We start from the raw sequence: 24,931 nt of genomic DNA, 5'->3' as shown, positions 1-24,931 counted from the left end.
AACCGGGCATTCGCGACGTGCGGCGCTCGACGGTTTCGAATCTCCGCACAGGCCGATTTTGCGACATGCGCCGCAGTGCGCGCCTTGCATGCCACGAGACGTCCGCTATGCTTCATTCGACCGGCCTATTCCGACGAGGATCGTCATCGTGCACGAAAGCGCCCAATCCGATCGCCATCCCCTCCTGTCCACGACGGGCCTCGCTCAAAGACGAAACCGGCGGTGCGTCACGCTACGGCTACGGTTTGCGACCGCGCTTGCTGCATGGGCGAGCGCGGTCGCCGCCGACGCGGCCTCGCCTCCGTCGAACCTGATTCCCAAGGATGCCGAACGAGCATTCGTCACGACCGCCACCGGCCTTCAAATCTATTCCTGCGAATACGACGGCAACCGCCGCATCGCATGGGTGTTCCAGCACCCCGAAGCCACGCTTTACGACGCGTCCGGCGTCGCCGTGATCCGGCACGGCGCCGGCCCGTCGTGGGAAGCACGGGACGGCAGCCGCATCGTCGGCGAGAAAATCGCCGACGCGCCGAGTCCGAACGCGGGCAGCATTCCTCAATTGCTCCTCTCGACGCACGCGACCGCGAACGGCTCGCTCGCATCCGTGCGCTACGTGCAGCGGCTCGATACGATGGGCGGCGCCGCGCCCGCGACGCCGTGCTCGACCGAGCATCAAGTCGGCAGCTCGCCGTATTACGCGCATTACGTCTTCTGGAAGTAAGCGTAAGCCGGCTCATCCCACGACGATGTCGGCATGCGCGCATCCGACGATGCGCGCCGCCGTCGCCGCCCATTCGTCCAGCCTCGCATCGACGCGGCCGGTTATCCGCTCACCCGCGACGCTCGAGCCAATGCAAGCTGAACAACCGTGCGTCATCGACCCAAACCGTCCCCGGCGTAAACCCCGCCGAGCGCGCCAGCTCGCGAAACCCGTCGACCGTGAACTTGTGCGAGTTCTCCGTATGCAGCGTCTCGCCGGCCTCGAACCGGAACGCATACCCGGCCACGCGCACCGTCTGCGCACGCCGGCTCACGAGATGCATTTCGATGCGCTGACGCTCGACGTCGTAAAACGCTCGATGCGCCCACGCATCGAGCACGAAATCGGCGCCCAGCTCGGCATTCGCGCGCGCGAGCAGATTCAGATTGAACGCGGCCGTCACGCCCGCCGCGTCGTTGTACGCGCGGTGCAGGATCGACACGTCCTTCACGAGATCGACGCCGATCAGAAGGCCGCCGCCCTCCAGCAACGAAGCGGCGCGCCGCAAGAACGCCGAAGCCTCGTCGGGCGAAAAATTGCCGATCGTCGAGCCGAGAAAACACCCGACGCGCCTGCCCTTCACACGCTCGAGCGCACACATTTGATCGGACTGCAGATAATCGGCGACGACCGGCTGCACGTCGAGCCACGGATACGCGTCGCGCAGCGCGGCGGCCGCGTGCGCGAGATGACCGGCCGAGATGTCGACGGGAAGATAGCGCGCGGGCGGATTCGACGCCGCGCACGCATCGAGCAGCACGCGGATCTTCGACAGCGATCCCGCGCCGAACTCGATCAGGTTCGCGTCGCGGCCGATCTGCGCGGCGATCTCGGCTGCGCGACGTTTCAGGATCGCGAGCTCGGTGCGCGTCGGATAGTATTCGGGCAGCTCGCAGATCCGATCGAACAGCGCGGAACCCGCCGTATCGTAGAAATACTTCGGCGCGATGCTGCGCGGCGAGCGGCGCAGTCCGGCGATCAGGTCGCGGCCGAACGCGCTGTCGCGCGCCGTTTCGATCGCCACGCCCGCGGCGGCTTCCATCCCTTCAGATATCTCTCGCAAGACGCACTCCCGTGAATTGCCAGCGCGCGGCCGGCGGAAAAAAGTTGCGATACGTCGCGCGCGCGTGTCCCGGCGGCGTCGCGACGCTGCTGCCGCGCAGCACCTGCTGCCCGACCATGAACTTGCCGTTGTATTCCGCCGCCACGCCCGCCATCGGACGAAAGCCCGGATACGGGTCGTACGACGAGCGCGTCCACTGCCACACACAGCCCGTCATCTGAGCGATGCCCGGCGCGTCGAACGCGGCCTCCCATTCGGCTTCGGTCGGCAAGCGCGCGCGCGCCCATTCCGCGTACGCGGCCGCTTCGTAGAAGCTCACGTGCGAGACGGGCGCGTCGCGCACGAGCGGCCGCAGCCCGTCGAATCCGAACTCGCGCCAGCCGAGCCCTTCGCCGCCGTCGGACGCGATCCAGTACAGCGGCGCCTTCAATCCGTCGCGCTGGACCATCGCCCAGCCGTCGGACAGCCAGCACTCCGGATGCGAATAGCCGCCGTCGTCGATGAACGCCGCGTATTCGCCGTTCGTCACGAGCCGGTCGGCGATCTCGTACGGCGGCAGGATCGTTCGATGACGCGGCCGCTCGTTGTCGAACGAAAAGCCGCGGCCGTCGTGACCGATCTCGACGATGCCGCCCTGCTGCGGCAACCAGCGCGCGACGCCGTTCGCGCGCGGCGCGTCGTCGGCCGGCGTCGCGTCGCTCCGATAGGCGGGCAGCAGCGGATTCAGCGAGAACGCATGCAGAATGTCAGTGAGGAGCAGCTCCTGATGCTGCTGTTCGTGATGCAGGCCGAGCGTGATCTCCGGCTCCATCGCGACCAGCGAAGAAAGATCGGCCGTGCGCAGCAGATCGAGCAGCGCGTCGTCGACGTGGCGTCGATAGCGATGCACGTCGTCGAGCGACGGGCGCGACAGCATCCCGCGCTGCGGCCGCGCATGACGCGGGCCGAGCGCTTCGTAATACGAATTGAAGAGATACGGATAGCGCGAATCGAACAGCTTGTAGCCGCGCGCATGCCGCGCGAGGATCACGGTTTCGAAGAACCATGTCGTATGCGCGAGATGCCACTTCGTCGGACTCGCGTCCGGCATCGACTGCAACGCCTGATCCTCCGCGGACAGCGGCCTCGCGAGTTCGACGCTGTAACTGCGCACGTCCGTGAAGCCGCGCGCGAGGTCCGACGCGAGACTGCGCGTCGATTCTTCGTTCTTCGTCATCTGCACCGTCCCGACTGGATGGTTCGCTCGCGCGTCACGCCTCGCCTGCGAACCCATGCAACAAAGAATAGGACACGCGCGCGGCGTCGCGACCTGAATCGCGACGCCGCGCGCGACAAGCACCGTTTTCGCGGCTCGCCCCGTTTGTGTGGATGAATGGCGTCGGTGTCAGCCGATCGTGATCGAGTCGATGCGATCGGGATAGAACGCGAGATGGCCGGCGATCTGCTTCATCGCGTCATGCGGCGTTTCATACGACCAAACCGCATTGACGCCGCGCTCGCCGGCGCCCTTGATGCTGTAATACGACGCGTCGCCCTTGTACGGGCAATGGCTTGTGTGCGTCGTGCGTTCGAGCCGCGACATGTCGACGTCCTTGCGCGGCACGTACTGCACGGGCGGATACGACGCCTCGCGCAGCGTGAGCGCGTCGCGCGTATCGGCGAGCGCGTGGCCGCCCGCGTCGACGACGACACGCTCGCCCGTTGCTTCGATCGTGATCGGATGGTCCGGGCCAGGAATCTTGACGGTATGGCTTGACTGGGTCATGAAAGCACCTCCGGTTGCGAAACACGTCGAACTTCGGCGACATCCTACGCCGCTCGGGCGCGGCGGGCGACACACGAACCGTGAATTCTGAAGTTGAAGCGAACGAACAATCACCGTTGCGAACGCCGTTAATTGCACCTCGTACGGAGATCGGACGGCGATGCGCGCGGTTCGCGCTGACACTCGTGTTCGCAGATTTCGTTCCTGCGTGCGCGGCGACAGTCGATCGATGGCCGATGCGCATCGCCCTTTCCGCATAGACCGCTGCGCACGCCGAGGTTCCCTTCCGCCCCGTCGCGCGCAACGAACCGTTCACGAGCGCCGCCGCGCATCGCGTGTGCGCCACATCCGCAAGTTTTTACTGAAAATACGACAAATACATTAAATAAAACCATCGATCTGCAAATACTATAGCGGCCGACACTGGCAGTGACGTTTCGTACGGTGGATATACACCGAACGCGCACCCTCGATCGACCATCGCGGCGAACCGCAGCGAAGCGCGGACCGCCTTCCTTCACTTCGCAGAGAGATTCATGCCCCGCCCCATCGTCGCCCGCATTCATCCCGACGCCGTCGCGCACAATCTTGCAATCGTCCGGCAAAAAGCGCCGCGCTCGCGCGTCTGGTCGGTCGTCAAGGCGAATGCCTACGGTCACGGCATCGAGCGCATCTATCCGGCGCTCGCGAACGCGGACGGCATCGCGCTCCTCGACCTCGACGAAGCGGTGCGCGTGCGCGAGCTCGGCTGGACGAAGCCGATCCTGCTGCTCGAAGGGATTTTCGAGGCGGCGGACGTCGAGATCGCCGACCACCATCGGCTGACGGTCGCCGTGCACGGCGACGAGCCATTGAGGCTGCTGACGTCCGCGAAGACGATGCGGCCGATCGACATTCAGCTGAAGATGAACTCGGGGATGAACCGGCTCGGCTATCGGCCGGACGCGTTCCGCGCCGCGTGGGCGCGCGCGGCCGCCGCGCCGTCGATCGGCGACATCGCGCTGATGATGCACTTCGCGAACGCCGACGAAGGCGAGATCGACTGGCAGATGCGCGCGTTCGACGCGGCGACTGATGGCCTGCCCGGCGAGCGCACGCTGTCGAACTCGGCGGCCGTGCTGTGGCATCCGCGCGCGCATCGCGACTGGGTGCGGCCCGGCACGATCCTGTACGGCGCATCGCCGACGGGCGCGGCCCGCCACATCGCAGACGTGCCGCTGCGGCCGGCGATGACCGTCACGAGCCGGATCATCGGCGTGCAGACGCTCGCGGCGGGCGAGACGGTCGGCTATGGGCGCCGCTTCGCGGCCGAGCGCGAGGTGCGCGTCGGCGTCGTCGCGTGCGGCTACGCGGACGGCTATCCGCGCCACGCGCCGACCGGCACGCCGATCGCGGTCGACGGCGTGCGCACGCAGGTCGTCGGGCGCGTGTCGATGGACATGCTGACCGTCGATCTCACGCCGTGCCCGAACGCGGGCGTGGGCTCGACGGTCGAGCTGTGGGGCGCGCAGGTGCGCGTCGACGACGTCGCCGAGGCCGCGGGCACGATCGGCTACGAGCTGATGTGCGCGCTCGCGCGGCGGGTGCCGGTGGTGGTCGATCCGTATCCGGCCGTGGCGGCGCAGCCCGAGCACGCGCGAACGGGCAGCTACGGGCGCTGAGCGCAATCGGCCGGGCGGCGGCGGGCGACGCGTTCGGCCGCGTCGGCGGCTTCGCGTTCGGCGCCGCGCGGACGACTCGCGCATTCAAAGCAGTTCGGCCCCCGGCCGATGGCGTGCGATCGACGACGCGCCCACTCGTGCGAAACCGATCTCGCGGCATTCGACGCACGTCCGCGGCCGCACGCCCGGCCGCGCAAACACACCCGCGCACTCACTCCCGCCAACGCGCCGGCCGCTTCTCGAGAAACGCGTCGATGCCCTCGCACGCGTCCGGTTCCATCATGTTGCGCGCCATCACGTCGGACGCATACGCGTACGCGTCGTCGAGCGGCATCTGTCGCTGCCGGTAGAACGTCGCCTTGCCGTAACGCACCGCGGCAGGGCTCTTCGACGCGATCGCCGCGACCGTGCGCGCGACGGCCGCATCGAGCGCGTCCTCCGGCACCGCCTCGTTGACGAGCCCCCAGTCGACGGCCGTCGCCGCATCGACGAAGCGCCCGGTGACAAGCATGTCGAACGCGCGCTTCGTCGACACGTTGCGGGAAAGCGCGACGGCGGGTGTCGAGCAGAACAGCCCGACGTTGATGCCCGACACCGCGAAGCGGGCCGTGTCGGCGGCGATCGCGAGATCGCACGACGCGACGAGCTGGCAGCCCGCCGCCGTCGCGATCCCGTGCACGCGCGCGACGACGGGCACGGGCAGCGCCTGAATCGCCTGCATCACGCGGCTGCATCGGCCGAACAGGTCGCGGTAGTACGCGAGATCGGGCGTGCCGCGCATCTCGCGCAGGTCGTGGCCCGCGCAGAACGCGCGGCCCTCGGCGGCGAGCACGACGCAGCGCACGCGCGGATCGTCGGCGAGCGTGGCGAGCTCGCGCTGCAGCGCGTCGAGCAGCGCCTCCGACAACGCGTTGAACTGCGACGGCCGATTCAGGCGCAGCGTCGCGACGCCGTCGCGATCGTCGCGCAGCAGCGGCGGCGCCGATGCGTGACTGGATGGTTCCATGTCGTCCTCCTCGATTGGCATGCGGATCTTGCCCGTGCGGACCGGTGCATGCAGGTGCGGACCGCCGCCTCGCCCGGTGCGTTTTCGACAAAGGTATACGGTATCGCGACCGAATCAAATCGCGTCGCGTCAAGCGATGCGCGCAAGCCGATCCGCCGATGCGGCGAAAAACCGACACAGCCCGCAGGAGATCGCCGCAGCGGTGGACATCGCCGGAAAAAGCTGTATATTCATACAGCTCGCGCTACCGGCGATCCATGCGAAAATCGCGTGCCGCCGGACAGTCCGACGGGCCGTTCGCCCATCGGCGAGGCGGCCGAAGTCGATCGGGCATCGCGAGACGGGCCACGGAGAAGACAGAGTGAAACGAGTTGGATACGGGTTGCTGTTATTGGCTTTCACGTCCTCGACGTTCGCAAGCGAGCGATACGTCGAGATCTGGAATCCGCCCGAAGCGCGCACCGGCCCGAGCATCGGCGCGCGCCACGATCCGTCCGCCCGCAAGCCCGCACCGGCCGCGAAGCGCAAGCACGTCGCACCGCGCGTCGTCGAGGCGCGAATGCATCATCCGCCCACTGCCGTGAAGATCGCGCCGAAGCCGCGCGCGATCGACGACGACTTGCCGCGCGCGACGCCCGCGCTGCCGTCGCCCGCCGCCCCCGACATCCCCCGCCAATTCACGCCGGACGGCAACGTGCTGCGCGTCGGCACGCAGGGCTACGGCGTCGAAGTCTCGCGCTAAAGGCCGTCGATCGCGGCTGCGCGTCGACGCGCAGCCGATCACATGGAGGCGACGAAAACGGCCCGACCGTCTCGCTCTCGCATGCGGGCCACACAACCGCAAAACGGCCCGATCCATCGATGCATCCTCCGTCTTCCGCCCGGCGCGGCACATCGATGCACGCCCGTCGCCAATAGACGCACGCTGAACGAACGCCGCTCGCACTGGGGCATCGCTGCCATCCGCATGGCCGAGCGAACGGCGCGCGGTGCGCACATCTTCCATGCAACGTTCTTCCGCTGTCGAATGCGGCACGCCGTGCACGCCAATCGGCAACGGACGAAAATCGAACATACACGTCGCGCGCGGTGACATCGCCGCCATTCGCGCGGATGAGCGATCGTGAACGACACGCGCATGCCAATATCGCACGCAAAAAAACAACCGGCCCGAAGGCCGGCTGCTCGTTCGACTTCGCGCGCGACGCAAGCGCCGCGCCGAATGCCGCGCTTAGAAGCGGTGGATCAGGCCGACGCCGAGGCCCACTTGGCTGCGCGACGACGACGGCGACGCGTTGAAGCCGTCGCCGATCGATGCGGTCGCGTCGATGATCTTGCCGCCCGCGAGCGTCTTGCCGTTCGCGCGCTGATACGCTTCGACCGCGTAGAGGCCCGTGCGCTTCGACAGGCTGTAGTACTGCGACAGCGTGAACTGATGGTACTGCGCCGCGCTCGTGATGCCGTTCGACTGCGTCGCTCGCGTGTACGCGTAGCCGCCCGCGAAATCCCACGTCGCCGACGGCTTGAAGTGCAGCACCGCGCCCGCGGTGTTGAAGATCGCCGTGTTGCGGAACGTCGAGTTCACGCCCGGGATGTACTGCACGTTCGAGTACGACACCGATACGTCCCACGCCGACGAGAACTGATAGCCCGCCGTCACCGCGACGCGCTGCTGCGCCTGCGCGGTCGTGTAGCCGTTGTTGATCGCCGAAATGGCCGTCTGCGCGCCGCCGTTCGACGTCGCCGAATTCGCACCCCACACGGCGCCGCCGCCTGGCGTCGAGTTGTTCACGCGCTGGAACGCAGCGGCGACGCCGAGCGGACCGTTCATGTACTGGATGCCCGCGCTCCACGTCGAGCCGGCGTTCACGCTGCCCGGCTGGCCGCCGAATGCATACGAGCCGCCGAACGTGAAACCGTAGAACTTCGGCGACATGTAGACGAGCGAGTTGTTCGTGCGGTAGCTGGTGTCGAGCGAGTCGATGTCGCCCGGGTGCGCGCCGAAGTAGCCGGTGAGCCAGGTCGTCGGGCTGTAAGGCGACAGCAGCGTGTAGTACGCGGTGTATTGACGGCCGGCCGTCAGCGTACCGTACGTCGGATTGGTCAGGCCGACCCACGCCTGACGTGTGAAGATGCCGCCCGAGAATTGCGACGTGCCGTTGGCCGTGCTGAAGCCCGACTCCAACTGGAAGATCGCCTTCGAGCCGCCGCCCAGGTCTTCGCTGCCCTTCAGGCCAAAGCGGCTGCCCGCCCACACGCCCGTCGACATCTTCACGGCCGAGTGGCCGCCCGTCGTCGAACCGAGCGACGTGCTGCTGTTCTGATACGCGATACCGTTATCGACGATACCGTAAAGCGTCACGCTGCTCTGAGCGTGCGCCGTGGCGACAGCCGCCAATCCGACGGCCGCCATCGCGACCGCTGTGCGCTTTTTCATTGATTCTCCGTCCTCAAGAAATTCTTCTGGTGTGTGTCACGCATGGTGTGTCCATGCGGCCGCCATTCTCACCGATTCGTCGTTGTTGCAAAACGGAGAATAAAGATTCGTAGGCTCCGCACAACGCTGGAATTCACTAACTAGTTAGTTTCAACGCTGCACCAGCAAGGGTTTGGCGGGTGCGTGCGCCGATAGTTGGAACCGGTTCCCTCCAACCCGGTATTTACCCGAATTTACATTCACACAGTCCTTCCAGATGCCTTCCATAAAGCTTTCGTGCGACGATTCGAGATCTCGGGAGCCGGGTGCCGGCGTGGTCGAAAACTCGGCCGCTCAAGGGCTTGGAAGCTTGGGCATCCGGACGGCGACGCCCGGCCTGTGCGGCTCGCGACGCCTGATGTCAAGGGCTTGGCGCCGGATGCTTCGGGATTGACGCTTGAGGTTTGAGCCCCTTCCCCTCGGCAAAATGGCCCTGAATGGCGGAAAGACCGGGCCCCGGACCGGCGACGGCGGGCATCGCACACGCTCGCCCACACGGCGTGACGCGACGATCGGCCCTCCTGCCGCCGCCGCGCGAACGCAAGGCCGGCCGGGGATTCGCGCGGCCCGCCTCGGCACGTCTGGCGGACACGCTCGGCCCCGAACGTCGGGGACGCGGGCAATCTGGCAGAATCACGATTCCGCCTGCGTTTTCCTTACTCCGTACCGGTCTCCGTGTTCGAGCGCGCCATGCCAGTCATCAGCGATCTTTTCGTCTATCCGATCAAGTCCTGCGCGGGCATTGCGACGGTTCGCGCGCAATTGCTCGTCACGGGGCTCGAATACGACCGCAACTGGATGGTCGCCGACCCGACGGGCGCGATGATCACGCAGCGCACACATCCGAAGCTCGCGCTCGTGCGCACGGAGATCGGCGAGCGCGACCTCGTCGTCGCCGCGCCCGGCATGCCGGAGCTGCGCACGCCGCTCGCGGCGTCGGCGCTCGCGGGCGCGGAACCGCTCGCGGCGACCATCTGGCGCGACACCGTGAACGCACTCGACGCCGGCGCGCATGCGGCGCGCTGGTTCAGCGAATTCCTCGGCACGCCTGCGCGGCTCGCGCGCTTCGCGCCCAATGCGCGGCGCGTGGTCGGCGCGAAATGGACGGGCGCGTTCACGTCGTACGCGCAGTTCGCGGACGGCTTTCCGATCATGGTCGTCGGCCAGTCGTCGCTCGACGATCTGAACGCGCGGCTGCGCCGCAAGGGCGCGTCCGCGGTGCCGATGGGCCGCTTCCGGCCGAACGTCGTGCTGACGGGCCTCGACGCCTACGAAGAGGACTACGTCGACTACCTCGACGTGCAGACGGGCAATCGCGGCGTGCGCCTGAGCCTCGTGAAGCTCTGCACGCGCTGCCCGGTCCCGACGATCGACCAGCGCACCGGCGCGCCGGACCCCGCCTGGCCGAACGAACCGCTCGACACGATGAGCGTCTATCGCGGCAGCGCGCAGTTCGACGGCGCGCTGACGTTCGGCAAGAACGCGATCATCGTGAACGGCGAAGGCGCGTTTCTGGAGGTCGGGCAGTCGGTCGACGCGGAGATCGCGTTCGACGATTGAGCTCGCCCGCGCTCGCGAAGGCGGGAGCGCGCAAGGGTTTCGAGCGATGAGGCTTCGCCGGCCGGCCGGCCGCCCGTCCGCGCCGCGCCGATCGATCGACGGCCCGCCTCCGTCGCAACAAGCGCTCACGCCGAATGCACAGGCAGCGTCACTCGCACGACGAGCCCGCGGCCTTGCGCATGGCGGTCCGCCGGACCATCGCTCGACCACCCCTCGCTCTCGCTGCTCTCGCTGCTCCTGCCGCCTTCGCCCACCTCATCGCCCTCATCGCCCTCGCCGAGCACATCGTCCAGCTCGACCTTCCCCCAATGCACGCGCGCGATCTCCCGCACGATCGACAACCCGAGCCCCGTCCCCTCGACCGCGAGCGTCGCCTGGCTCCGATAGAAGCGCTCGAACACCGCGTCGCGCTCGCCGGGCGCGATCCCCGGCCCGTCGTCGATCACTTCGAGCCGCGCGAAGTCGCCGTCGCGCGCGACCCGCACCGTGATCACCGCGCCGTCGCCCGCATAGCGGATCGCGTTGTCGATCAGATTGCCGACCAGCTCGCCGAGCAGATCCGCGCGCCCCATCACGTCGACGCTCGCGTCCTGCTCGAAGCCGAGATCGATGCCGCGCGCGCGGGCGACGCTCGACCAGTCGAGCGTCACGCTGCGCGCGAGCTTCGCGAGCGCGACCGGCTTGCGCGCGATCGCCGGCGCGACGTCCGATTCGAGCCGCGACAGCGACAGCAGTTGCTGGACGATCTTCGCCGCCTGCCGCACCGCGCCGTTCACGCGCCGCAGATGCACGCTCACGCGCGCGTGCTCGGCGGGCCGCAGCGCCAGCTCGACACCCGCCTGCGCGGCCGCGAGCGGCGTCTTCAACTGATGCGCGGCGTCGGCGAAGAAGCGCCGCCGCGCGACCTGCATCCGCTGCGTGCGGCCGATGTACTGGTTGATCGATTCGACGAGCGGCGCGACTTCGCTCGGCATGCCGCTCGTCTCGAGCGGCGTCGGGTCGTCTTCCGCGCGTGCGGCGACCTTCGCCGACAACCGGTTCAGCGGCCGCAGCCCGCGCCCGACTCCGAGCCACACGATGCCGAGCGCGAGCACGACGAGCAAGCCCTCCTGCAGCAGCGAGCCGGCGAGAATCTCGCGCGCGAGCGCCTGCCGCGCCTCGATCGTCTCGCCGACCATCACCCAGACGACGCGCGTTCGCGCGGTCGGCACGTCGTGCACGGGCAGCCGCAGCGCGGCCATCCGAAGCTGCTCGCCGCGATAGACGGCGTCGTAGAACGACGGCGCGTACAGCGGCGCGCCCGCTTTCGGCGGAGGCGGCGGCAGGTCGCGGTAGCCGGTGATCGCCCGGCCGTCGTCGCCGCGAATCAGGTAATAGATCTTGCCGCCGTCGTTCGATTCGAACATCTCGAGCGCGAGATACGGCAGATCGACTTCGACGTCGCCGGAGACGAGCCGCACGCCCTCGCGGATCGACTTCAGCGACGACGCGAGCGTGCGATCGAACGCGACGTGCGCGGCGTTCATCGCGCGCTGGTACGTGAGCCACGAATCGAGCGCGAGAAGACCGAGAAACGGCAGCAGCAGCCACAGCGCGACCTGCGCGCGCAGATTGAGCCGCGTCATCGCGGCTGCGCCTCGAGCAGATAGCCGAGTCCCCGCAGCGTGACGATCGCGACGCCGCTGCGTTCGAGCTTCTTGCGCAGCCGGTGCACGTAGATCTCGATCGCGTCGGCGTTCACCGATTCGTCGAGGCCGAAGATCTTCTCCGACAGCGTCTCCTTGTTGATCGCGCGGCCGTTGCGCAGGATCAGCACTTCGAGCACCGAGCGCTCGCGCGGCGTCAGCGCGAGCGCTTCATTGTTCAGGCGAAAACTGCGATCGACGCTGTCGAACACGAGCGGCCCGCATTCGACGCGCGCGTGCTCGTGGCCCAGGCTGCGCCGGATCAGCGCGCGGGCGCGCGCTTCGAGCTCGGTCAGCTCGAACGGCTTCGCGAGGTAGTCGTCCGCGCCGAGATCGAGCCCGCGCACGCGGTCCTCGACCGAGCCGTGCGCGGTCAGGATCAGCACGGGCACCGGGTTGCGCCGCGCGCGCAGCCGCCGCAGCACCTCCAGGCCGTCGAGCTTCGGCAGCCCGAGATCGAGAATCACGAGCGCGTAGTCCTGCGTGTGCAGCACGTGGTCGGCGGCCTCGCCGTCCGCCATGTGATCGACCGCGAAACGTGCGGCGGCGAGCGCGTCGGCAAGCGACTGCGCGAGGATCGGATTGTCTTCGACGAGCAGCACGCGCATCAGCAAACCTCGGGAAATCCATCATCAAAAGAAAGCCATTGTGACGAAAAATGAAAGCGCACTGAAAGTGCCCGCCGCTTAACATCCGCGTCACTCGAACCAAACAAGACACGACTGGAGGAAGATATGCAGCACGCACCGGCCGCCATCGCCGCCATTCTTTTCGTCGCCGCAAGCACTGTCGGCGCACAGGTCCCGGCCGGCTATCCGGGCAACTACCAACGCGTGATCGACGCCGCGAAGCAGGAAGGCAAGCTCGTCGTCTACTCGACGACCGACACCGCGCTCGTGCGCCCGCTCATCAAGGATTTCGAAAGCCTGTATGGCGTGAAGATCGAATACAACGACATGAACAGCACCGAGCTTTACAACCGCTACGTCAGCGAAAGCGCCGCGAAAAGCACGAGCGCCGACGTACTGTGGAACTCGGCGATGGATCTGCAGGTGAAGCTCGTCAACGACGGGCTGATGGCTTCGTACGACTCGCCCGAGACGCCGCACGTGCCGCAATGGGCGCAGTACCAGAAGCAGGCGTACGGCACGACCTACGAACCGCTCGCGATCGTCTACAACAAGCGCCTGATTCCCGGGAACGACGTGCCGAAGACGCGCGCCGACCTGATCAAGCTGCTGCAGTCGCAGCCCGACAAGTTCAAGGGCAAGGTGACGACCTACGACATCGAGAAGTCCGGCGTCGGCTTCAACTACCTGACGCAGGACGCGCACGTGAACGACAAGGCGACGTGGGAGCTCGTGCGCGCGATCGGCGCGACGGGGCCGAAGCTGCAGTCGAGCACGGGCGCGATGATGGAGCGCATCTCGTCGGGCGAGAATCTCGTCGGCTACAACATCATCGGCTCGTATGCGTACGCGAAGGCGAAGAAGGACAAATCGATCGGCTATGTGTTTCCGACGGACTACACGCTCGTCGTGAGCCGCCTCGTGACAATCTCGAAGCAGGCGCGGCATCCGAACGCGGCGAAGCTGTGGGTCGACTACCTGCTGTCGAAGCGCGGCCAGACGCTGATCGCGAACCAGGCGAATCTCTACTCGATCCGCGCGGACGTAGCGGGCGAGACGTCGATGACGAGCCTCTCGAAGGATCTCGGCGATTCGCTGAAGCCGATCCAGATCGGCTCGGGCCTGCTCGTCTACCTCGATCAGTCGAAGCGCCTCGCGTTCCTCAAGCAGTGGCAGCAATCGATCAAGCGCTGAGCCCGCGCGCGTGACCGTGCGCGCGGCCCGCCGCCGCGCGAACGCCCCTTTTCGCATTCCTTCTCCATCGACGCGGCCCGCGGGCCGCAAGGGCGAACTCATGCTTACAACCAGCACCGGCCGACCGTCCGCGCCCGTTACGCACGCTCGCGGCGACGGCGCGCCGCCCGCGCCGGCGGCGGGCGGACTCTGGCCGCTCGCGGGCATGCTGCGCTGGATCGTCGTCGCAGTCCTGACGATCGCGGTCGCGCTGCCGATCGCGTTCATCGTGTTCCAGAGCCTGTTGTCCGCGCCGTTCTTCGACGCGAACCGCACGCTCGGCATCGAAGGCTTCCGCTTCATCTTCACCGATCCCGACTTCTGGTCGGCCGTGAAGAACTCGTTCATCGTCGCGGGCGGGATGCTGTTCATCTCGATTCCGCTCGGCGGCATCCTCGCGTTCCTGATGGTGCGCACCGACCTGCCCGGCCGCCGCTGGCTCGAGCCGCTCGTGCTCACGCCCGTGTTCGTGTCGCCGATGGTGCTCGCGTTCGGCTACGTCGTCGCGGCCGGTCCGGTCGGCTTCTATTCGGTGTGGTTCAAGGATCTGCTCGGCGTATCGAGCGTACCCTGGAACGTCTATTCGATCTTCGCGATCACGCTGATCGCCGGGCTGACGCACGTGCCGCACGTATACCTGTACGCGTCGGCCGCGCTGCGCAACCTCGGCTCGGACGTCGAGGAAGCGGCGCGCGTAACGGGTGCGCGGCCATTCCGCGTCGCGCTCGACGTGAGCCTGCCGATGACGCTGCCCGCCCTGCTCTTCTCGGGCGTGCTCGTGTTCTTCCTCGGCTTCGAAGTGTTCGGGCTGCCGCTCGTGCTCGGCGACCCCGAAGGCCATCTCGTGCTCGCGACATACCTGTACAAGCTGACGAACAAGCTCGGCGTGCCGTCGTATCACCTGATGGCGGCCGTCGCCGTGTGCATCATCGCGATCACGTTCCCGCTCGTGCTGCTGCAGCGCCATCTGCTGAAATCGGCGAACCGTTACGTGACCGTCAAGGGCAAGGCCGGCCGCCCGACCGTGCTGCCGCTGCGCGCGTGGCGCTGGGTCGCGCTCGCGATCGTCGCCGTGTGGCTCGCGCTCACCGTGATCGTGCCGATCTCGGGCATCGTGCTGCGCGCGTTCGTGACGAACTGGGGCGAAGGCGTGGCGCTCGCCGAAGTGCTGACGGTCGCGAACTTCGTCGAGCTGTTCGAGCAGGACAACCTCGTGCGCGCGATCGTCAACACGCTCGGCATCGGCGTGATCGGCGGCGCGCTCGCGATCGGCTTCTATTCGCTCGTCGCGTTCGCGGGCCACCGCCGCCACGACTGGGTCGCGCGCATGCTCGACTACATCGTGCTGCTGCCGCGCGCGGTGCCGGGCCTCCTCGCCGGCCTCGCGTTCCTGTGGATCTTCCTGTTCGTGCCGGGCCTGCGCGAGCTGAAGAGCTCGATGTGGAGCATCTGGATCGCGTACACGGTCGTGTGGCTCGCCTATGGGATGCGCGTGATCCAGAGCGCGCTCCTGCAGGTCGGACCGGAGCTCGAGGAAGCGGGCCGCAGCGTCGGCGCGACGCGCGCGCGCGTGTCGCTCGACGTGACGCTGCCGCTCGTGCGCTTCGGCCTGCTCGCCGCGTGGCTGCTGATCTTCATGATCTTCGAGCGTGAATACTCGACGGCCGTCTATCTGCTGTCGCCCGGCACCGAGGTGATCGGCGCGCTGCTCGTGTCGCTTTGGGCGACGGGCGCGGTCGATCAGGTCGCCGCGCTGTCCGTCATCAACATCGCAATGGTCGGCGCGGGACTCGCCGTCGCGTTGCGCTTCGGAGTGAAACTGCATGGATAAGCTCATCGTCGACGATCTGCATCTGAGCTACGGCGCGAACCCGATCCTCAAGGGCGTGTCGTTCGAATTGAACGCGGGCGAGGTCGTGTGCCTGCTCGGCGCGTCGGGCAGCGGCAAGACGACGCTGCTGCGCGCGGTCGCCGGGCTCGAAACGCCGTCGTCCGGCCGCATCCGGCTGGACGAACGTACGTTCTTCGACGGCGCGCGCCACGTCGACCTGCCCGCCGAGGCGCGCTCGCTCGGCCTCGTGTTCCAGTCGTACGCGCTGTGGCCGCATCGGACCGTCGCCGACAACGTCGGCTACGGGCTCAAGCTGCGCCGCGTCGCGGCGGGCGAGATCGAGCGCCGCGTGCAGAGCGCGCTCGACCAGCTCGGCCTCGGCCAGCTCGCCGAACGCTATCCGCATCAGTTGTCGGGCGGCCAGCAGCAGCGCGTCGCGATCGCCCGCGCGCTCGTCTACAACCCGCCCGTGATCCTGCTCGACGAGCCGCTGTCGAACCTCGACGCGAAGCTGCGCGAAGAAGCGCGCGCGTGGCTGCGCGAGCTGATCGTGTCGCTCGGGCTGTCCGCGCTGTGCGTGACGCACGACCAGGCCGAGGCGATGGCGATGTCGGACCGCATCCTGCTGCTGCGCGACGGCCGCATCGAGCAGGAAGGCACGCCCGCCGAGTTGTACGGCGAGCCGCGCACGCTGTATACGGCCGAGTTCATGGGCAGCAACAACCGGATCGACGCGCGCGTCGACGCGGTCGAAGGCGAGCGCGTGACGCTCGAGGGCGACGGCTGGCGGCTCGCGGCGCTCGCGCGCGGCGCGCTGCGGCCAGGCCAGGACGCGCACGCGGTGATTCGCGTCGAGCGCGTGCAGGTCGCGGACGGCCCGGGCGACAACCGGCTGCCCGCCGAGCTCGTGACGTCGATGTATCTCGGCGACCGGTGGGAATACCTGTTCCATTGCGGCGAGTTGCGGCTGCGCGCATTCGGCTCGGTGCCGCGCGCGGCGGGCCGGCACTGGCTCGAGTTCCCGGCGAACGACTGCTGGGCGTTCGCGAAGGCGGGTTGACCGAGACCGGGCGCGGCCGGCGGCGGCGCATGCGTCGGACGACGTACTGCCTTTGGCGTGCGTGATGGCGAACGCGATGCGGACAGTGAACAGCGAGCCGTGTCGAGCGGCATGCACGCGGAATCGGCTGCATGCGAACGCCGCGACGAATCGCTCGACGCACGCGGCGCCGCCCATTGTTTCGGATCACCCAGCATGACGCCCTCTCCGGCCGCCTCGACGAAGTCCCCTGTAGCGCCCCTGTAGCGCCACGCGGCAACCCCGCGCCGACATCCGCCGGCGCACCCGGCGCGCGCACGCCGCTCGACGGCGGATGCGCACGCGCCACCTAAAACAACATCACTCAATCGGAGACACCGAAGATGAAAAAGCACCGCCGCATCGCCGGCAGAATGGCGATCACAGCCGGCATCGCCACGTGGGCGAGCCTTGCGGGCAGCCACGCGCTCGCGCAATCGAGCGTCACGCTGTACGGCATCATGGACGCGGGCGTCGAGTACGTGAACCACGCGGCGCCCGAAGGCGGCGGCGCGCTTCGTCTCAAGTCGGGCAACAAGAACACGTCGCGCTGGGGCTTGCGCGGCGTCGAGGATCTCGGCGGCGGCCTGAAGGCGGTGTTCCGGCTCGAAAGCGGGATCGATCTCGCGAACGGCGGCTTCGACGACGGCCCCGACTCGATCTTCGCGCGGCGCGCGACGGTGGGCCTCAGGGGCAAATGGGGCGAGTTGACGCTCGGCCGCAACTTCACCGTCACGTACGACTACATGCTGCCGTTCGATCCGATGGGCTACGCGCAGAACTACTCGTGGGCGACGTCGTCGACGGCGACGGGCGGCCGCAAGGACGGCCTCTTCACGCGTTCGTCGAACGCGGTGCGCTACGACGGCTCGTATGGCGCCTTCCGCTTCGGCGCGATGTACGGCTTCGGCAACGTGCCGGGCAGCATGAAGACGAGCTCGAAGTACGACTTCGCACTCGGCTACGAGAGCGGCCCGTTCGCCGCGGTCGTCACGTTCGACCGCCAGAACGGCGCACGCGACAGTGTGACGCCCGCCGACCCGGTCGACTACGTGCAGGGGATTCATGCGGGCGTCAGCTACGACTTCGGCCATCTGAAAACGATGGCGGGCTACCGCAACTACCGCCGCACATACCACACGACAGCGGCGACGCAACTGAGCGACATGTACTGGATCGGCGGCTCGTACGACTTCACGCCGGCGTTCTCGCTGATCGGCGCGGTCTATCACCAGAACGTCAAGGGCGGCGGCGACGCCGATCCGACGCTCGTGTCGCTGCGCGCGCAATACGCGCTGTCGAAGCGCACGGTGCTGTACGCGGCGGGCGGCTTCGCGATCGCGCAGCATGGGCGGAACGTGAGCCTGTCGCGCGATTCGGTCGGATATGCCGACACGCAGGTCGGCGTCACGGTGGGGATGCAACAGCGATTCTGATCGCCGACGCGCGATGACGCGCGATGACGCAGGGCGGCGCGCACCGCATCCGCGCGGCGGCGCGCCGTCACCCGGACGCATTCATCGTGAACACCGGGCGCACCCGGCTGTCCGCGTCGTCCCAATGCGCGTCGACGCGCGCGAGCGGCATCGTTTCGGTGTCGATCCGCAGTCCGGCGGCATCCGCCGCACCGAACACCGCGCGCGCCGCGTTCAACAGGCGCGGCAGCGAAATGCTGCCGATGCCGCTGCCCATCAGCGTGATCGCCGTGGCGCGCAGCACCGCGCCCGGCAGCAACACGTCGGCGCCGCCGATCGTGCCGATCTGCACGAAGCGCACCGGATGCCCATCGGGCGACGCCTTCGCCGCGGCAATCAACGCGGACCGCGCGCTCGCGCCCCACAGATAATCCAGCACGACATCCACGCCCGCGCGGAAATGTGTGTCGAACGCACGCGCCACCGGTTCGTCATCCTGCGCCAGCGAGATCGTGAAGTCGGCGCCCGCCGATTTCAGCGCTTCGAGCGCATCCGCATTTCGCCCTGTCGCGATCACCTTCGCCGCGCCGAGATGTTTGGCGATCCGCACCGCGAGCCGCCCCGACGCGCCGGTCGCGCCGTTGACGAGCACCGTCTCGCCCGCCACGAGCCGCGCGCGCTCGGTCAGCGCCGCCCATGACGACATGCCCGGAATCGCGATCGCGGCCGCCGTGACGTCGTCGAGCGAATCGGGCAACGGAACGCAGTTCGCTTCGGGCACGAGCGTGCGCTCCGCCATCGCGCCGAACGGCGCCTGCGGACCCAGGAAATAGACGCGCCGGCCGTCGTCGAGACGCCCGGTCCCGTCGACTCCTGCCACGAACGGGAAACGGCCCGTCGACGAATAGTGCGCGCCCGATGCGCGCGCCTGCGCGAGCCGGCTCAGCGCGGATGCGGTCACGTCGATCACGCGATGGCCGGCCGATGCGCGCGGCGGATCGAATTCGGCGTAGCTCGGGCGCTGGCCCGCGCCCTGGACGACAGCAGCTTTCATGAAGGCTCCTTGCTCATCGAATTGCAACGGGATCGCGCGATCGCCGCGCGTGGCGACACGCGCGGCGCTGCATCGCGGATCTCGAGTGGGTCGAACGAATCGATCGCTTGCGGCGCGGACAGCGCACCGGCGACGCCGGCCGCCGCGCGCGCATTCGCGAGGCATGGGGCGACGGCGCTGCCGCCGATCGCCACGCGCCGGCTTCGAGTCGCTCGGTGTGTTCGGGGAAGATCGGTTCGGCTCGCATCGCACCGCACGCCGGATCGAACAAACGTGAACGCAGTGTAGGCGTGCATTCAAGGCCAGTCTCCGGTATAAAAGCCATTCGATACGGTATTCAGGCCATGGTCGATCCACTCCTTCCCGTCGAACTCGTGATGTCCTCCGACGGCCCGTTCGTCGCCGCCGCCGAATTGACGCAGCACGACGCGCGCACGACCGCGCCGCACAGCCACGCGCGCGGACAACTCGTCGGCACATCGAGCGGGCTCGTGTCGATCGGGCTCGACGACCAGGACTGGGTGGTTCCCGCAATCCACGCGATCTGGATTCCGCCGCACCGCGTGCATTCGCTGCGCTCGTTCGGCCCGTTTTCCGGCTGGAGCGTCTTCATCGCGGAACACCGGTGCGCATCCTTGCCGGACGCGCCGCGCGCGATCGTCGCGTCGCCGCTGCTGCGCGAGGCGGTTCGCCGCGCGGCGAGCTGGCGCGGCGCCGAGCTCGACTGCGCGCGCGCGCGGATCGCGGACGTGATACTGGATGAAATCGCGACGGCGAAAGCGGGATCGCTGGGGTTGCCGCGCCCGCGCGATCCGCGACTCGTGCGGATCACCGATGCGCTGGCCGGCGATCTGGCGGACAATCGCCGCGTCGACGAATGGGCAGCGTGGGCCGGCATGGCGCCGCGCACGCTGAGCCGCCGCTTCGTGGCCGAGACGGGGCTCACGCTCGCGCAGTGGCGTCAGCAGGCGCGCCTGCTGCGCGCGCTCGAACAGCTCGCGGACGGCGTGACGGTGACGACGGTCGCGCTCGATCTCGGCTACGACAACATCAGCGCGTTCATCGACATGTTCCGCCGGGCGCTCGGCACGACGCCTGGGCAGTATGTGAGCGCGGAGTCCGGCAAGCATCGGGAAGGCGCGCGGCGCGCGCGCCCCTCCGATTCGGGCGGGACGCGGAGTCAGTAAGTGCCGTCGCCCGCCCGGGCCGCGTCGTCGGCCGTCGACTTGAACTGCGCGGCGAGCCGCTCCGCGCTGCGCGCGAGCAGCGTCGTGTCGACACCGACCGCGACGAACGTCGCGCCGGCTTCGAGATAGCGCCGCGCGGCACGCGCATCCGCGCTGAGGATGCCCGCCGCCTTGCCCGCCGCAACGATCGATTCGATCGCGCGGTCGATTCCCGCCTGCACGTCCGGATGCGCGGGATCGCCGAGATGCCCGAGATCGGCCGCAAGATCGGCCGGCCCGATGAACACGCCGTCGACGCCTTCGACGCGCGCGATCGAATCGATCGCGTCGAGCCCCGCACGCGTCTCGACCTGCACGAGCACCGCGATCCGGTCGTTCGCCTGCCGCAGGTAATCGTCGACGCGATTCCAGCGCGACGCGCGCGCGAGCGCGCTGCCGACGCCGCGGACGCCGTGCGGCGGATAGCGGCTCGCCGCGACGGCCGCGCGCGCCTCGTCCGCGCTCTGCACCATCGGCACGAGCAGCGTCTGCGCGCCGAGATCGAGCACCTGCTTGACGGCGACCGCGTCGTTCCACGGCACGCGCACGACGGGATGCGACGGATACGCGGCGATCGCCTGCAATTGCGCGAGGATCGTCGGCACGGTGTTCGGCGCGTGCTCGCCGTCGATCAGCAGCCAGTCGAAGCCCGCGCCCGCGACGACTTCGGCGCTATAGGGATTCGCGAGTCCGAGCCACAGCCCGATCTGCGCTTCGCCGCGCGCGAGCGCGGCCTTGAACGTGTTGTCAGGAATCCGCATCGTCGGCTGTCACTCGAAGTAGCAATGGATCGCGCCGAGCGGACCGTAATCGACGCTGAACGTATCGCCGCTCTTCGCCGCGCACGGCCGCGTGAACGATCCGCCGAGAATGATCTCGCCCGCGTCGAGCGACACGTCGAAGCGCGCGAGCCGGTTCGCGAGCCACGCGACGCCGTTCGCCGGATGGTTCAGCACGCCCGCCGCGACGCCCGTCTCCTCGACGACGCCGTTGCGCGACATGATCGCCGCAACCCAGCGCAGGTCGACGTCCATCGGCCGCACGGGGCGCCCGCCGAGCACGACGCCCGCGTTCGCCGCGTTGTCGGCGATCGTGTCGAACACCTTGCGCGGACGCTTCGTGTCCGGATCGATCGACTGGCTGCGCGCGTCGATGATCTCGAGCGCGGGCACGACGTAGTCGACCGCGTCATAGACGTCGAACACCGTGCAGTTCGGCCCCTTCAGCGGCTTGCCGAGCACGAACGCGAGCTCGACCTCGACGCGCGGCACGATGAAGCGGCGCGTCGGAATCGTCGCGCCGTCCTCGAAGAACATGTCGTCGAGGAGCGCGCCATAGTCGGGCTCGTCGATCTGCGAAGACGACTGCATCGCCTTCGACGTCAAGCCGATCTTGTGCCCTTTCAGCACGCGTCCTTCGGCGAGCTTCATGTCGACCCACGTGCGCTGGATCGCGTACGCGTCGTCGATCGTGATCTCCGGATAGTCGAGCGAGATCTGGCGAATCTGCCTGCGCTCGCGCTCGGCGACGTGCAGCCGGCGGGCGAGCAACTCGATGGTGGCGGAATCTAGCATGGTCGTCATTGTCGGGGTTGGAGTCACGCGCTGCGCTTGTAGCGCGCGTGGATGTTGTTGTGCTTGTACGAGCCTGTCTCGCTGAACTCGGTCAGCTCCATCGACAGCGCAAGGTAGCGCCGCGCGTAGAGCGCCGCGAAATGCGCCTTGATCGCGTCGAACAGCGCGTCGCACGCGGCCTTCTTCGTCGCCTCGTCACGCCCGGAGCCGATCTTGAGCGTCACGTGGACGAACGCGTCGTCGGCGGTGCCGTCGGCGACGCAGTAATCCTGCAGCTCGATCGCGCGCGAGCGGATGCCGCCTGTCGGGAATACGCCGCCCTGCGCGATCAGCGTCTCGTTGACCGTCTTGAGCAGCACGGGAATCCGCGCGTCGTCACGGATGTTCGCGGTGTATTCGACGATGATGTGAGGCATGTCGGCTCTCCGTATTCTTCAGGATTTCCTCAGGATTCCGTCGGCATCCGAAGTGAATCGGCGCGCGACGCGCACACGGCGCTCATGGCGCTCACGGCAGCGGAAAGATCGCGTTGATCTGCCCGGTGCCAGAACTCGCGAAGTAGTCGGTCACGATCTCGATCGGCTTGTCGTAGCGATCCCAGCCGAGCAGGCCGAGCAGCATCGCGGTGTCGTGCATGCCGCCTTCGCCGAAGCAATGCTCGTTGTACTCGGGCAGCATCTTGCAGAACGTCGCGAAGTCACCCTGCTTCCACAGCTCGACGACGCGCAGATCCACTTGCTTGAAGAACTCGCGGCTGATCATGTGGATCGCCGCTTCGGGGCTGCCGTTGTCGTTGAAGCGATGCGACAGCGAGCCGCTCGCGAAGAACGCGACGTTCGAATCGCTCGCTTCGATCGCGTGCCTGAGCGCCTCGCCGAAGCGCCGGCTCTCGTCGAGCGAGTGCCACATGCACCAGCCCGCGATCGACACGACCTTGAAGTGCTGATCGGCGTTCATGTAGCGCATCGGCACGAGCGTGCCGTACTCGAGCTCGAGACTGTCGATCTCGTGCGCGCGCGTGCCGATCCCGCGCTCGTTCGCGGTCGCGGCGATCAGATGGCCGAGCGCCGGATTGCCCGGATATTCATAACGCATGTCGCGAATGAAATGCGGCAGCTCGTTGCTCGTGTAGACGCCCCCGAAATGCCCGTTGCAGTTCACGTGATAGCCGGCGTTGACGAGCCAGTGCGTGTCGGCGACGACGATCGTGTCGACGCCGAGCGCGCGGCAGCGCTCGCCGATCACCTGATGACCGCGGATCGCCTCGGCACGGCAGCCGTGATGCCTGCCCGGCAACTCGGACAGATACATCGACGGCACGTGCGTGATCTTCGCGGCGAGTGACAGCTTTCCCATCGTGAGTCTCCTGCCGCGTCGCCGGCCGACGGCGCCGGCGCGCGGCGTATCGTTCGTTGTCCGCGGACCTCACACGCCCCAGCGGGGAATGTGATGGCTGCCCATCGAGATGCAGACGTTCTTGATCTCGGCGAACACCTCGAAGCTGTATTCGCCGCCCTCGCGGCCGGTGCCGGATTCCTTCACGCCGCCGAACGGCTGGCGCAGATCACGCACGTTCTGGCTGTTGACGAACACCATCCCCGCCTCGATGCCGCGCGCGAGCCGATGCACCTTGCCGACGTCCTGCGTCCAGATGTACGACGCGAGGCCGTACGGCGTGTCGTTCGCGAGGCGCAGCCCGTCTTCCTCGCCGTCGAACGGAATCAGGCACGCGACCGGCCCGAAGATCTCTTCCTGCGCGATCCGCATCCGGTTGTCGACGTCGGCGAACACGGTCGGCCGCACGAAGTTGCCGTTCGCGAGATGCGCGGGCAGGTTCGCCGGCTTGTCCGGGCCGCCCGCGACGAGCCGCGCGCCTTCGTCGATGCCGAGCCGCACGTAGCCCGTTACCTTCTCCCAGTGCGCGCGCGTGATCATCGAGCCGACTTGCGTGTTCTCGTCGGCCGGATCGCCGACGATCAGGCTGTTCGCACGGCGCGCGAACTCGGCGACGAACCTGTCGTAGATCGTCCGCTGCACGAAGATCCGCGAGCCGGCCGTGCAGCGCTCGCCGTTGATCGAGAAGATCGTGAAGAGCGACGCGTCGAGCGCGCGGTCGAAATCGGCGTCGTCGAAAATCAGCACGGGCGACTTGCCGCCCAGCTCCATCGAATATTTCTTGAGGCCGGCGCGCTCCATGATCCGCTTGCCCGTCACCGTGCCGCCCGTAAACGACACCGCGCGCACGTCCGGATGCCGGACGAGCGCATCGCCCGCGGTCGCGCCGTAGCCCTGCACGACGTTCAGCACGCCGGCCGGAATGCCGGCTTCGAGCGCGAGGCGGCCGAGCTGGTCGGCCGTCAACGGCGAGAGCTCCGACATCTTCAGCACCGCGGTGTTGCCGAGCGCAAGGCACGGCGCGGTCTTCCACGTCGCGGTCATGAACGGCACGTTCCACGGCGACACGAGCGCGCACACGCCGACCGGCTGATACAGCGTGTAGTTCAGCATCTGGTCGTCGACCGGATAGCTGCGGCCGTTCATCTGCGTGCACACTTCGGCGAAGAAGTGGAAGTTCTCCGACGCGCGCGGGATCAGTTGCTTCTTCGTCTGCGAGATAGGCAGGCCGGTGTCCTGCGTCTCCAGTTCGGCGAGCGCCGGCACGTTGCGCTCGATCAGTTCGCCGAGCTTGCGCATCAGCTTCGCGCGCGCCTTCGCCGGCGTGTTCGCCCACTTCGGGAATGCTTCCTTCGCGGCGCGCACGGCCGCGTCGATTTCTTCCGCGCCGCCCGACGCGACCTCGGCGATCGGCTCGCCCGTCGCCGGGTTGAACGTCGTAAACGTCTCTCGGCTTTCGACCTCCCGGCCGCCGATCCAGTGCTTGATGCTCATGCGTCTCTCCTTGTGCGACGGCG

General features: G+C 67.9%; 22 protein-coding genes. 9 read left to right on the top strand and 13 right to left on the bottom strand.

Annotated elements, in window-relative coordinates:
• The first annotated feature begins 310 nt into the window (after positions 1 to 310).
• Positions 311 to 724 carry a DUF3455 domain-containing protein gene (locus WS70_RS22660; protein WP_082715954.1) on the top strand — a complete coding sequence of 138 codons (414 nt, stop codon included), beginning with the start codon at positions 311 to 313 and terminating at the stop codon, positions 722 to 724.
• A 109-nt stretch (positions 725 to 833) separates the two neighbouring features.
• Here the strand turns inward: WS70_RS22660 and egtD are convergent, their stop codons facing one another.
• The 3 genes from egtD to WS70_RS22645 all read right to left on the bottom strand — a co-directional run bounded on the left by egtD (position 834) and on the right by WS70_RS22645 (position 3,591).
• Positions 834 to 1,805, bottom strand: coding sequence for an L-histidine N(alpha)-methyltransferase (gene egtD / locus WS70_RS22655; RefSeq protein WP_059469652.1), 972 nt, complete (start codon positions 1,803 to 1,805; stop codon positions 834 to 836).
• A 4-nt stretch (positions 1,806 to 1,809) separates the two neighbouring features.
• Positions 1,810 to 3,042 carry an ergothioneine biosynthesis protein EgtB gene (egtB, locus tag WS70_RS22650; protein WP_059469651.1) on the bottom strand — a complete coding sequence of 411 codons (1,233 nt, stop codon included), beginning with the start codon at positions 3,040 to 3,042 and terminating at the stop codon, positions 1,810 to 1,812.
• Positions 3,043 to 3,210: 168 nt separating this feature from the next.
• A complete protein-coding gene (locus tag WS70_RS22645) occupies positions 3,211 to 3,591 on the bottom strand; it encodes a DUF427 domain-containing protein (protein ID WP_059469650.1) in 381 nt (126 codons plus the stop codon).
• A 536-nt stretch (positions 3,592 to 4,127) separates the two neighbouring features.
• Here WS70_RS22645 and alr point away from each other — a divergent pair.
• A complete protein-coding gene (alr, locus tag WS70_RS22640; RefSeq protein WP_059469649.1) occupies positions 4,128 to 5,252 on the top strand; it encodes an alanine racemase in 1,125 nt (374 codons plus the stop codon).
• 211 nt (positions 5,253 to 5,463) lie between these two features.
• On the opposite strand, the gene WS70_RS22635 is transcribed toward alr, so the two are convergent.
• The gene (locus WS70_RS22635) at positions 5,464 to 6,258 is read right to left on the bottom strand and encodes an enoyl-CoA hydratase (protein ID WP_059469648.1); all 795 of its coding nucleotides are present in this window, start codon (positions 6,256 to 6,258) and stop codon (positions 5,464 to 5,466) included.
• Between the two features lie 391 nt (positions 6,259 to 6,649).
• On the opposite strand from WS70_RS22635, the gene WS70_RS22625 reads away from it, so the two are divergent.
• Complete coding sequence (locus tag WS70_RS22625) at positions 6,650 to 7,000, top strand: hypothetical protein (RefSeq protein ID WP_059469647.1); 351 nt, start codon at positions 6,650 to 6,652, stop codon at positions 6,998 to 7,000.
• A 489-nt stretch (positions 7,001 to 7,489) separates the two neighbouring features.
• Here the strand turns inward: WS70_RS22625 and WS70_RS22620 are convergent, their stop codons facing one another.
• On the bottom strand, positions 7,490 to 8,695 hold the full coding sequence (locus tag WS70_RS22620) for a porin (RefSeq protein WP_059469646.1): 1,206 nt from the start codon (positions 8,693 to 8,695) through the stop codon (positions 7,490 to 7,492).
• A gap of 729 nt (positions 8,696 to 9,424) precedes the next feature.
• Between WS70_RS22620 and WS70_RS22615 the strand changes: the two genes are divergently transcribed.
• On the top strand, positions 9,425 to 10,294 hold the full coding sequence (locus tag WS70_RS22615) for an MOSC domain-containing protein (protein WP_059597903.1): 870 nt from the start codon (positions 9,425 to 9,427) through the stop codon (positions 10,292 to 10,294).
• 125 nt (positions 10,295 to 10,419) lie between these two features.
• Here WS70_RS22615 and WS70_RS22610 read toward each other — a convergent pair whose 3' ends face one another.
• Together WS70_RS22610 and WS70_RS22605 are read right to left on the bottom strand one after the other, a co-directional pair.
• Positions 10,420 to 11,919, bottom strand: coding sequence for a sensor histidine kinase (locus tag WS70_RS22610; protein ID WP_059597902.1), 1,500 nt, complete (start codon positions 11,917 to 11,919; stop codon positions 10,420 to 10,422).
• The gene (locus tag WS70_RS22605) at positions 11,916 to 12,587 is read right to left on the bottom strand and encodes a response regulator (protein ID WP_059597919.1); all 672 of its coding nucleotides are present in this window, start codon (positions 12,585 to 12,587) and stop codon (positions 11,916 to 11,918) included. The genes WS70_RS22610 and WS70_RS22605 overlap by 4 nt, the downstream gene beginning before the upstream one ends.
• Positions 12,588 to 12,713: 126 nt before the next feature.
• On the opposite strand from WS70_RS22605, the gene WS70_RS22600 reads away from it, so the two are divergent.
• From WS70_RS22600 to WS70_RS22585, 4 genes are all read left to right on the top strand, one after another.
• Complete coding sequence (locus tag WS70_RS22600; protein WP_059469643.1) at positions 12,714 to 13,802, top strand: ABC transporter substrate-binding protein; 1,089 nt, start codon at positions 12,714 to 12,716, stop codon at positions 13,800 to 13,802.
• 100 nt (positions 13,803 to 13,902) lie between these two features.
• Positions 13,903 to 15,672 carry an ABC transporter permease gene (locus WS70_RS22595; RefSeq protein ID WP_059597901.1) on the top strand — a complete coding sequence of 590 codons (1,770 nt, stop codon included), beginning with the start codon at positions 13,903 to 13,905 and terminating at the stop codon, positions 15,670 to 15,672.
• Complete coding sequence (locus WS70_RS22590; RefSeq protein ID WP_059469641.1) at positions 15,665 to 16,732, top strand: ABC transporter ATP-binding protein; 1,068 nt, start codon at positions 15,665 to 15,667, stop codon at positions 16,730 to 16,732. Before WS70_RS22595 ends, WS70_RS22590 begins: the two co-directional genes overlap by 8 nt.
• A gap of 362 nt (positions 16,733 to 17,094) precedes the next feature.
• A complete protein-coding gene (locus tag WS70_RS22585; protein ID WP_059597900.1) occupies positions 17,095 to 18,186 on the top strand; it encodes a porin in 1,092 nt (363 codons plus the stop codon).
• Positions 18,187 to 18,253: 67 nt separating this feature from the next.
• Here the strand turns inward: WS70_RS22585 and WS70_RS22580 are convergent, their stop codons facing one another.
• On the bottom strand, positions 18,254 to 19,219 hold the full coding sequence (locus tag WS70_RS22580) for a quinone oxidoreductase family protein (RefSeq protein WP_059597899.1): 966 nt from the start codon (positions 19,217 to 19,219) through the stop codon (positions 18,254 to 18,256).
• A 344-nt stretch (positions 19,220 to 19,563) separates the two neighbouring features.
• Between WS70_RS22580 and WS70_RS22570 the strand changes: the two genes are divergently transcribed.
• Entirely contained in the window at positions 19,564 to 20,406 is an 843-nt protein-coding gene (locus tag WS70_RS22570; protein ID WP_059597897.1) for an AraC family transcriptional regulator, read from the top strand.
• On the opposite strand, the gene hpaI is transcribed toward WS70_RS22570, so the two are convergent.
• From hpaI to hpaE, 5 genes are all read right to left on the bottom strand, one after another.
• Positions 20,400 to 21,206 (bottom strand): 4-hydroxy-2-oxoheptanedioate aldolase, encoded by an 807-nt coding sequence (gene hpaI, locus WS70_RS22565; protein ID WP_059469636.1) that lies wholly within the window; start codon positions 21,204 to 21,206, stop codon positions 20,400 to 20,402. The genes WS70_RS22570 and hpaI overlap by 7 nt on opposite strands.
• A 9-nt stretch (positions 21,207 to 21,215) precedes the next feature.
• Positions 21,216 to 22,019, bottom strand: coding sequence for a 2-oxo-hept-4-ene-1,7-dioate hydratase (gene hpaH, locus WS70_RS22560; RefSeq protein WP_059469718.1), 804 nt, complete (start codon positions 22,017 to 22,019; stop codon positions 21,216 to 21,218).
• Positions 22,020 to 22,042: 23 nt separating this feature from the next.
• A complete protein-coding gene (locus WS70_RS22555) occupies positions 22,043 to 22,435 on the bottom strand; it encodes a 5-carboxymethyl-2-hydroxymuconate Delta-isomerase (protein WP_059469635.1) in 393 nt (130 codons plus the stop codon).
• Between the two features lie 91 nt (positions 22,436 to 22,526).
• Positions 22,527 to 23,375, bottom strand: a complete 849-nt coding sequence (hpaD, locus tag WS70_RS22550) for a 3,4-dihydroxyphenylacetate 2,3-dioxygenase (RefSeq protein WP_059597896.1) — start codon at positions 23,373 to 23,375, stop codon at positions 22,527 to 22,529.
• Between the two features lie 69 nt (positions 23,376 to 23,444).
• Positions 23,445 to 24,908, bottom strand: coding sequence for a 5-carboxymethyl-2-hydroxymuconate semialdehyde dehydrogenase (hpaE, locus tag WS70_RS22545; protein ID WP_059597895.1), 1,464 nt, complete (start codon positions 24,906 to 24,908; stop codon positions 23,445 to 23,447).
• Positions 24,909 to 24,931 lie beyond the last annotated feature (23 nt).

Origin of the sequence: Burkholderia mayonis (assembly GCF_001523745.2) — a bacterium.
Classification (GTDB): domain Bacteria; phylum Pseudomonadota; class Gammaproteobacteria; order Burkholderiales; family Burkholderiaceae; genus Burkholderia; species Burkholderia mayonis.
Note: the sequence above shows the minus strand (reverse complement) of the source record. Positions and strands in the feature narration are given on the sequence as shown.

Coding starts and splice junctions, on each gene's coding strand:
- egtD (WP_059469652.1), bottom strand. CDS start 1,805: ATGGAAGCCGCCGCGGGCGTGGCGATCGAAACGGCGCGCGACAGCGCG.
- egtB (WP_059469651.1), bottom strand. CDS start 3,042: ATGACGAAGAACGAAGAATCGACGCGCAGTCTCGCGTCGGACCTCGCG.
- WS70_RS22645 (WP_059469650.1), bottom strand. CDS start 3,591: ATGACCCAGTCAAGCCATACCGTCAAGATTCCTGGCCCGGACCATCCG.
- alr (WP_059469649.1), top strand. CDS start 4,128: ATGCCCCGCCCCATCGTCGCCCGCATTCATCCCGACGCCGTCGCGCAC.
- WS70_RS22635 (WP_059469648.1), bottom strand. CDS start 6,258: ATGGAACCATCCAGTCACGCATCGGCGCCGCCGCTGCTGCGCGACGAT.
- WS70_RS22620 (WP_059469646.1), bottom strand. CDS start 8,695: ATGAAAAAGCGCACAGCGGTCGCGATGGCGGCCGTCGGATTGGCGGCT.
- WS70_RS22615 (WP_059597903.1), top strand. CDS start 9,425: ATGCCAGTCATCAGCGATCTTTTCGTCTATCCGATCAAGTCCTGCGCG.
- WS70_RS22610 (WP_059597902.1), bottom strand. CDS start 11,919: ATGACGCGGCTCAATCTGCGCGCGCAGGTCGCGCTGTGGCTGCTGCTG.
- WS70_RS22605 (WP_059597919.1), bottom strand. CDS start 12,587: ATGCGCGTGCTGCTCGTCGAAGACAATCCGATCCTCGCGCAGTCGCTT.
- WS70_RS22600 (WP_059469643.1), top strand. CDS start 12,714: ATGCAGCACGCACCGGCCGCCATCGCCGCCATTCTTTTCGTCGCCGCA.
- WS70_RS22595 (WP_059597901.1), top strand. CDS start 13,903: ATGCTTACAACCAGCACCGGCCGACCGTCCGCGCCCGTTACGCACGCT.
- WS70_RS22590 (WP_059469641.1), top strand. CDS start 15,665: ATGGATAAGCTCATCGTCGACGATCTGCATCTGAGCTACGGCGCGAAC.
- WS70_RS22585 (WP_059597900.1), top strand. CDS start 17,095: ATGAAAAAGCACCGCCGCATCGCCGGCAGAATGGCGATCACAGCCGGC.
- WS70_RS22580 (WP_059597899.1), bottom strand. CDS start 19,219: ATGAAAGCTGCTGTCGTCCAGGGCGCGGGCCAGCGCCCGAGCTACGCC.
- WS70_RS22570 (WP_059597897.1), top strand. CDS start 19,564: ATGGTCGATCCACTCCTTCCCGTCGAACTCGTGATGTCCTCCGACGGC.
- hpaI (WP_059469636.1), bottom strand. CDS start 21,206: ATGCGGATTCCTGACAACACGTTCAAGGCCGCGCTCGCGCGCGGCGAA.
- hpaH (WP_059469718.1), bottom strand. CDS start 22,019: ATGCTAGATTCCGCCACCATCGAGTTGCTCGCCCGCCGGCTGCACGTC.
- WS70_RS22555 (WP_059469635.1), bottom strand. CDS start 22,435: ATGCCTCACATCATCGTCGAATACACCGCGAACATCCGTGACGACGCG.
- hpaD (WP_059597896.1), bottom strand. CDS start 23,375: ATGGGAAAGCTGTCACTCGCCGCGAAGATCACGCACGTGCCGTCGATG.
- hpaE (WP_059597895.1), bottom strand. CDS start 24,908: ATGAGCATCAAGCACTGGATCGGCGGCCGGGAGGTCGAAAGCCGAGAG.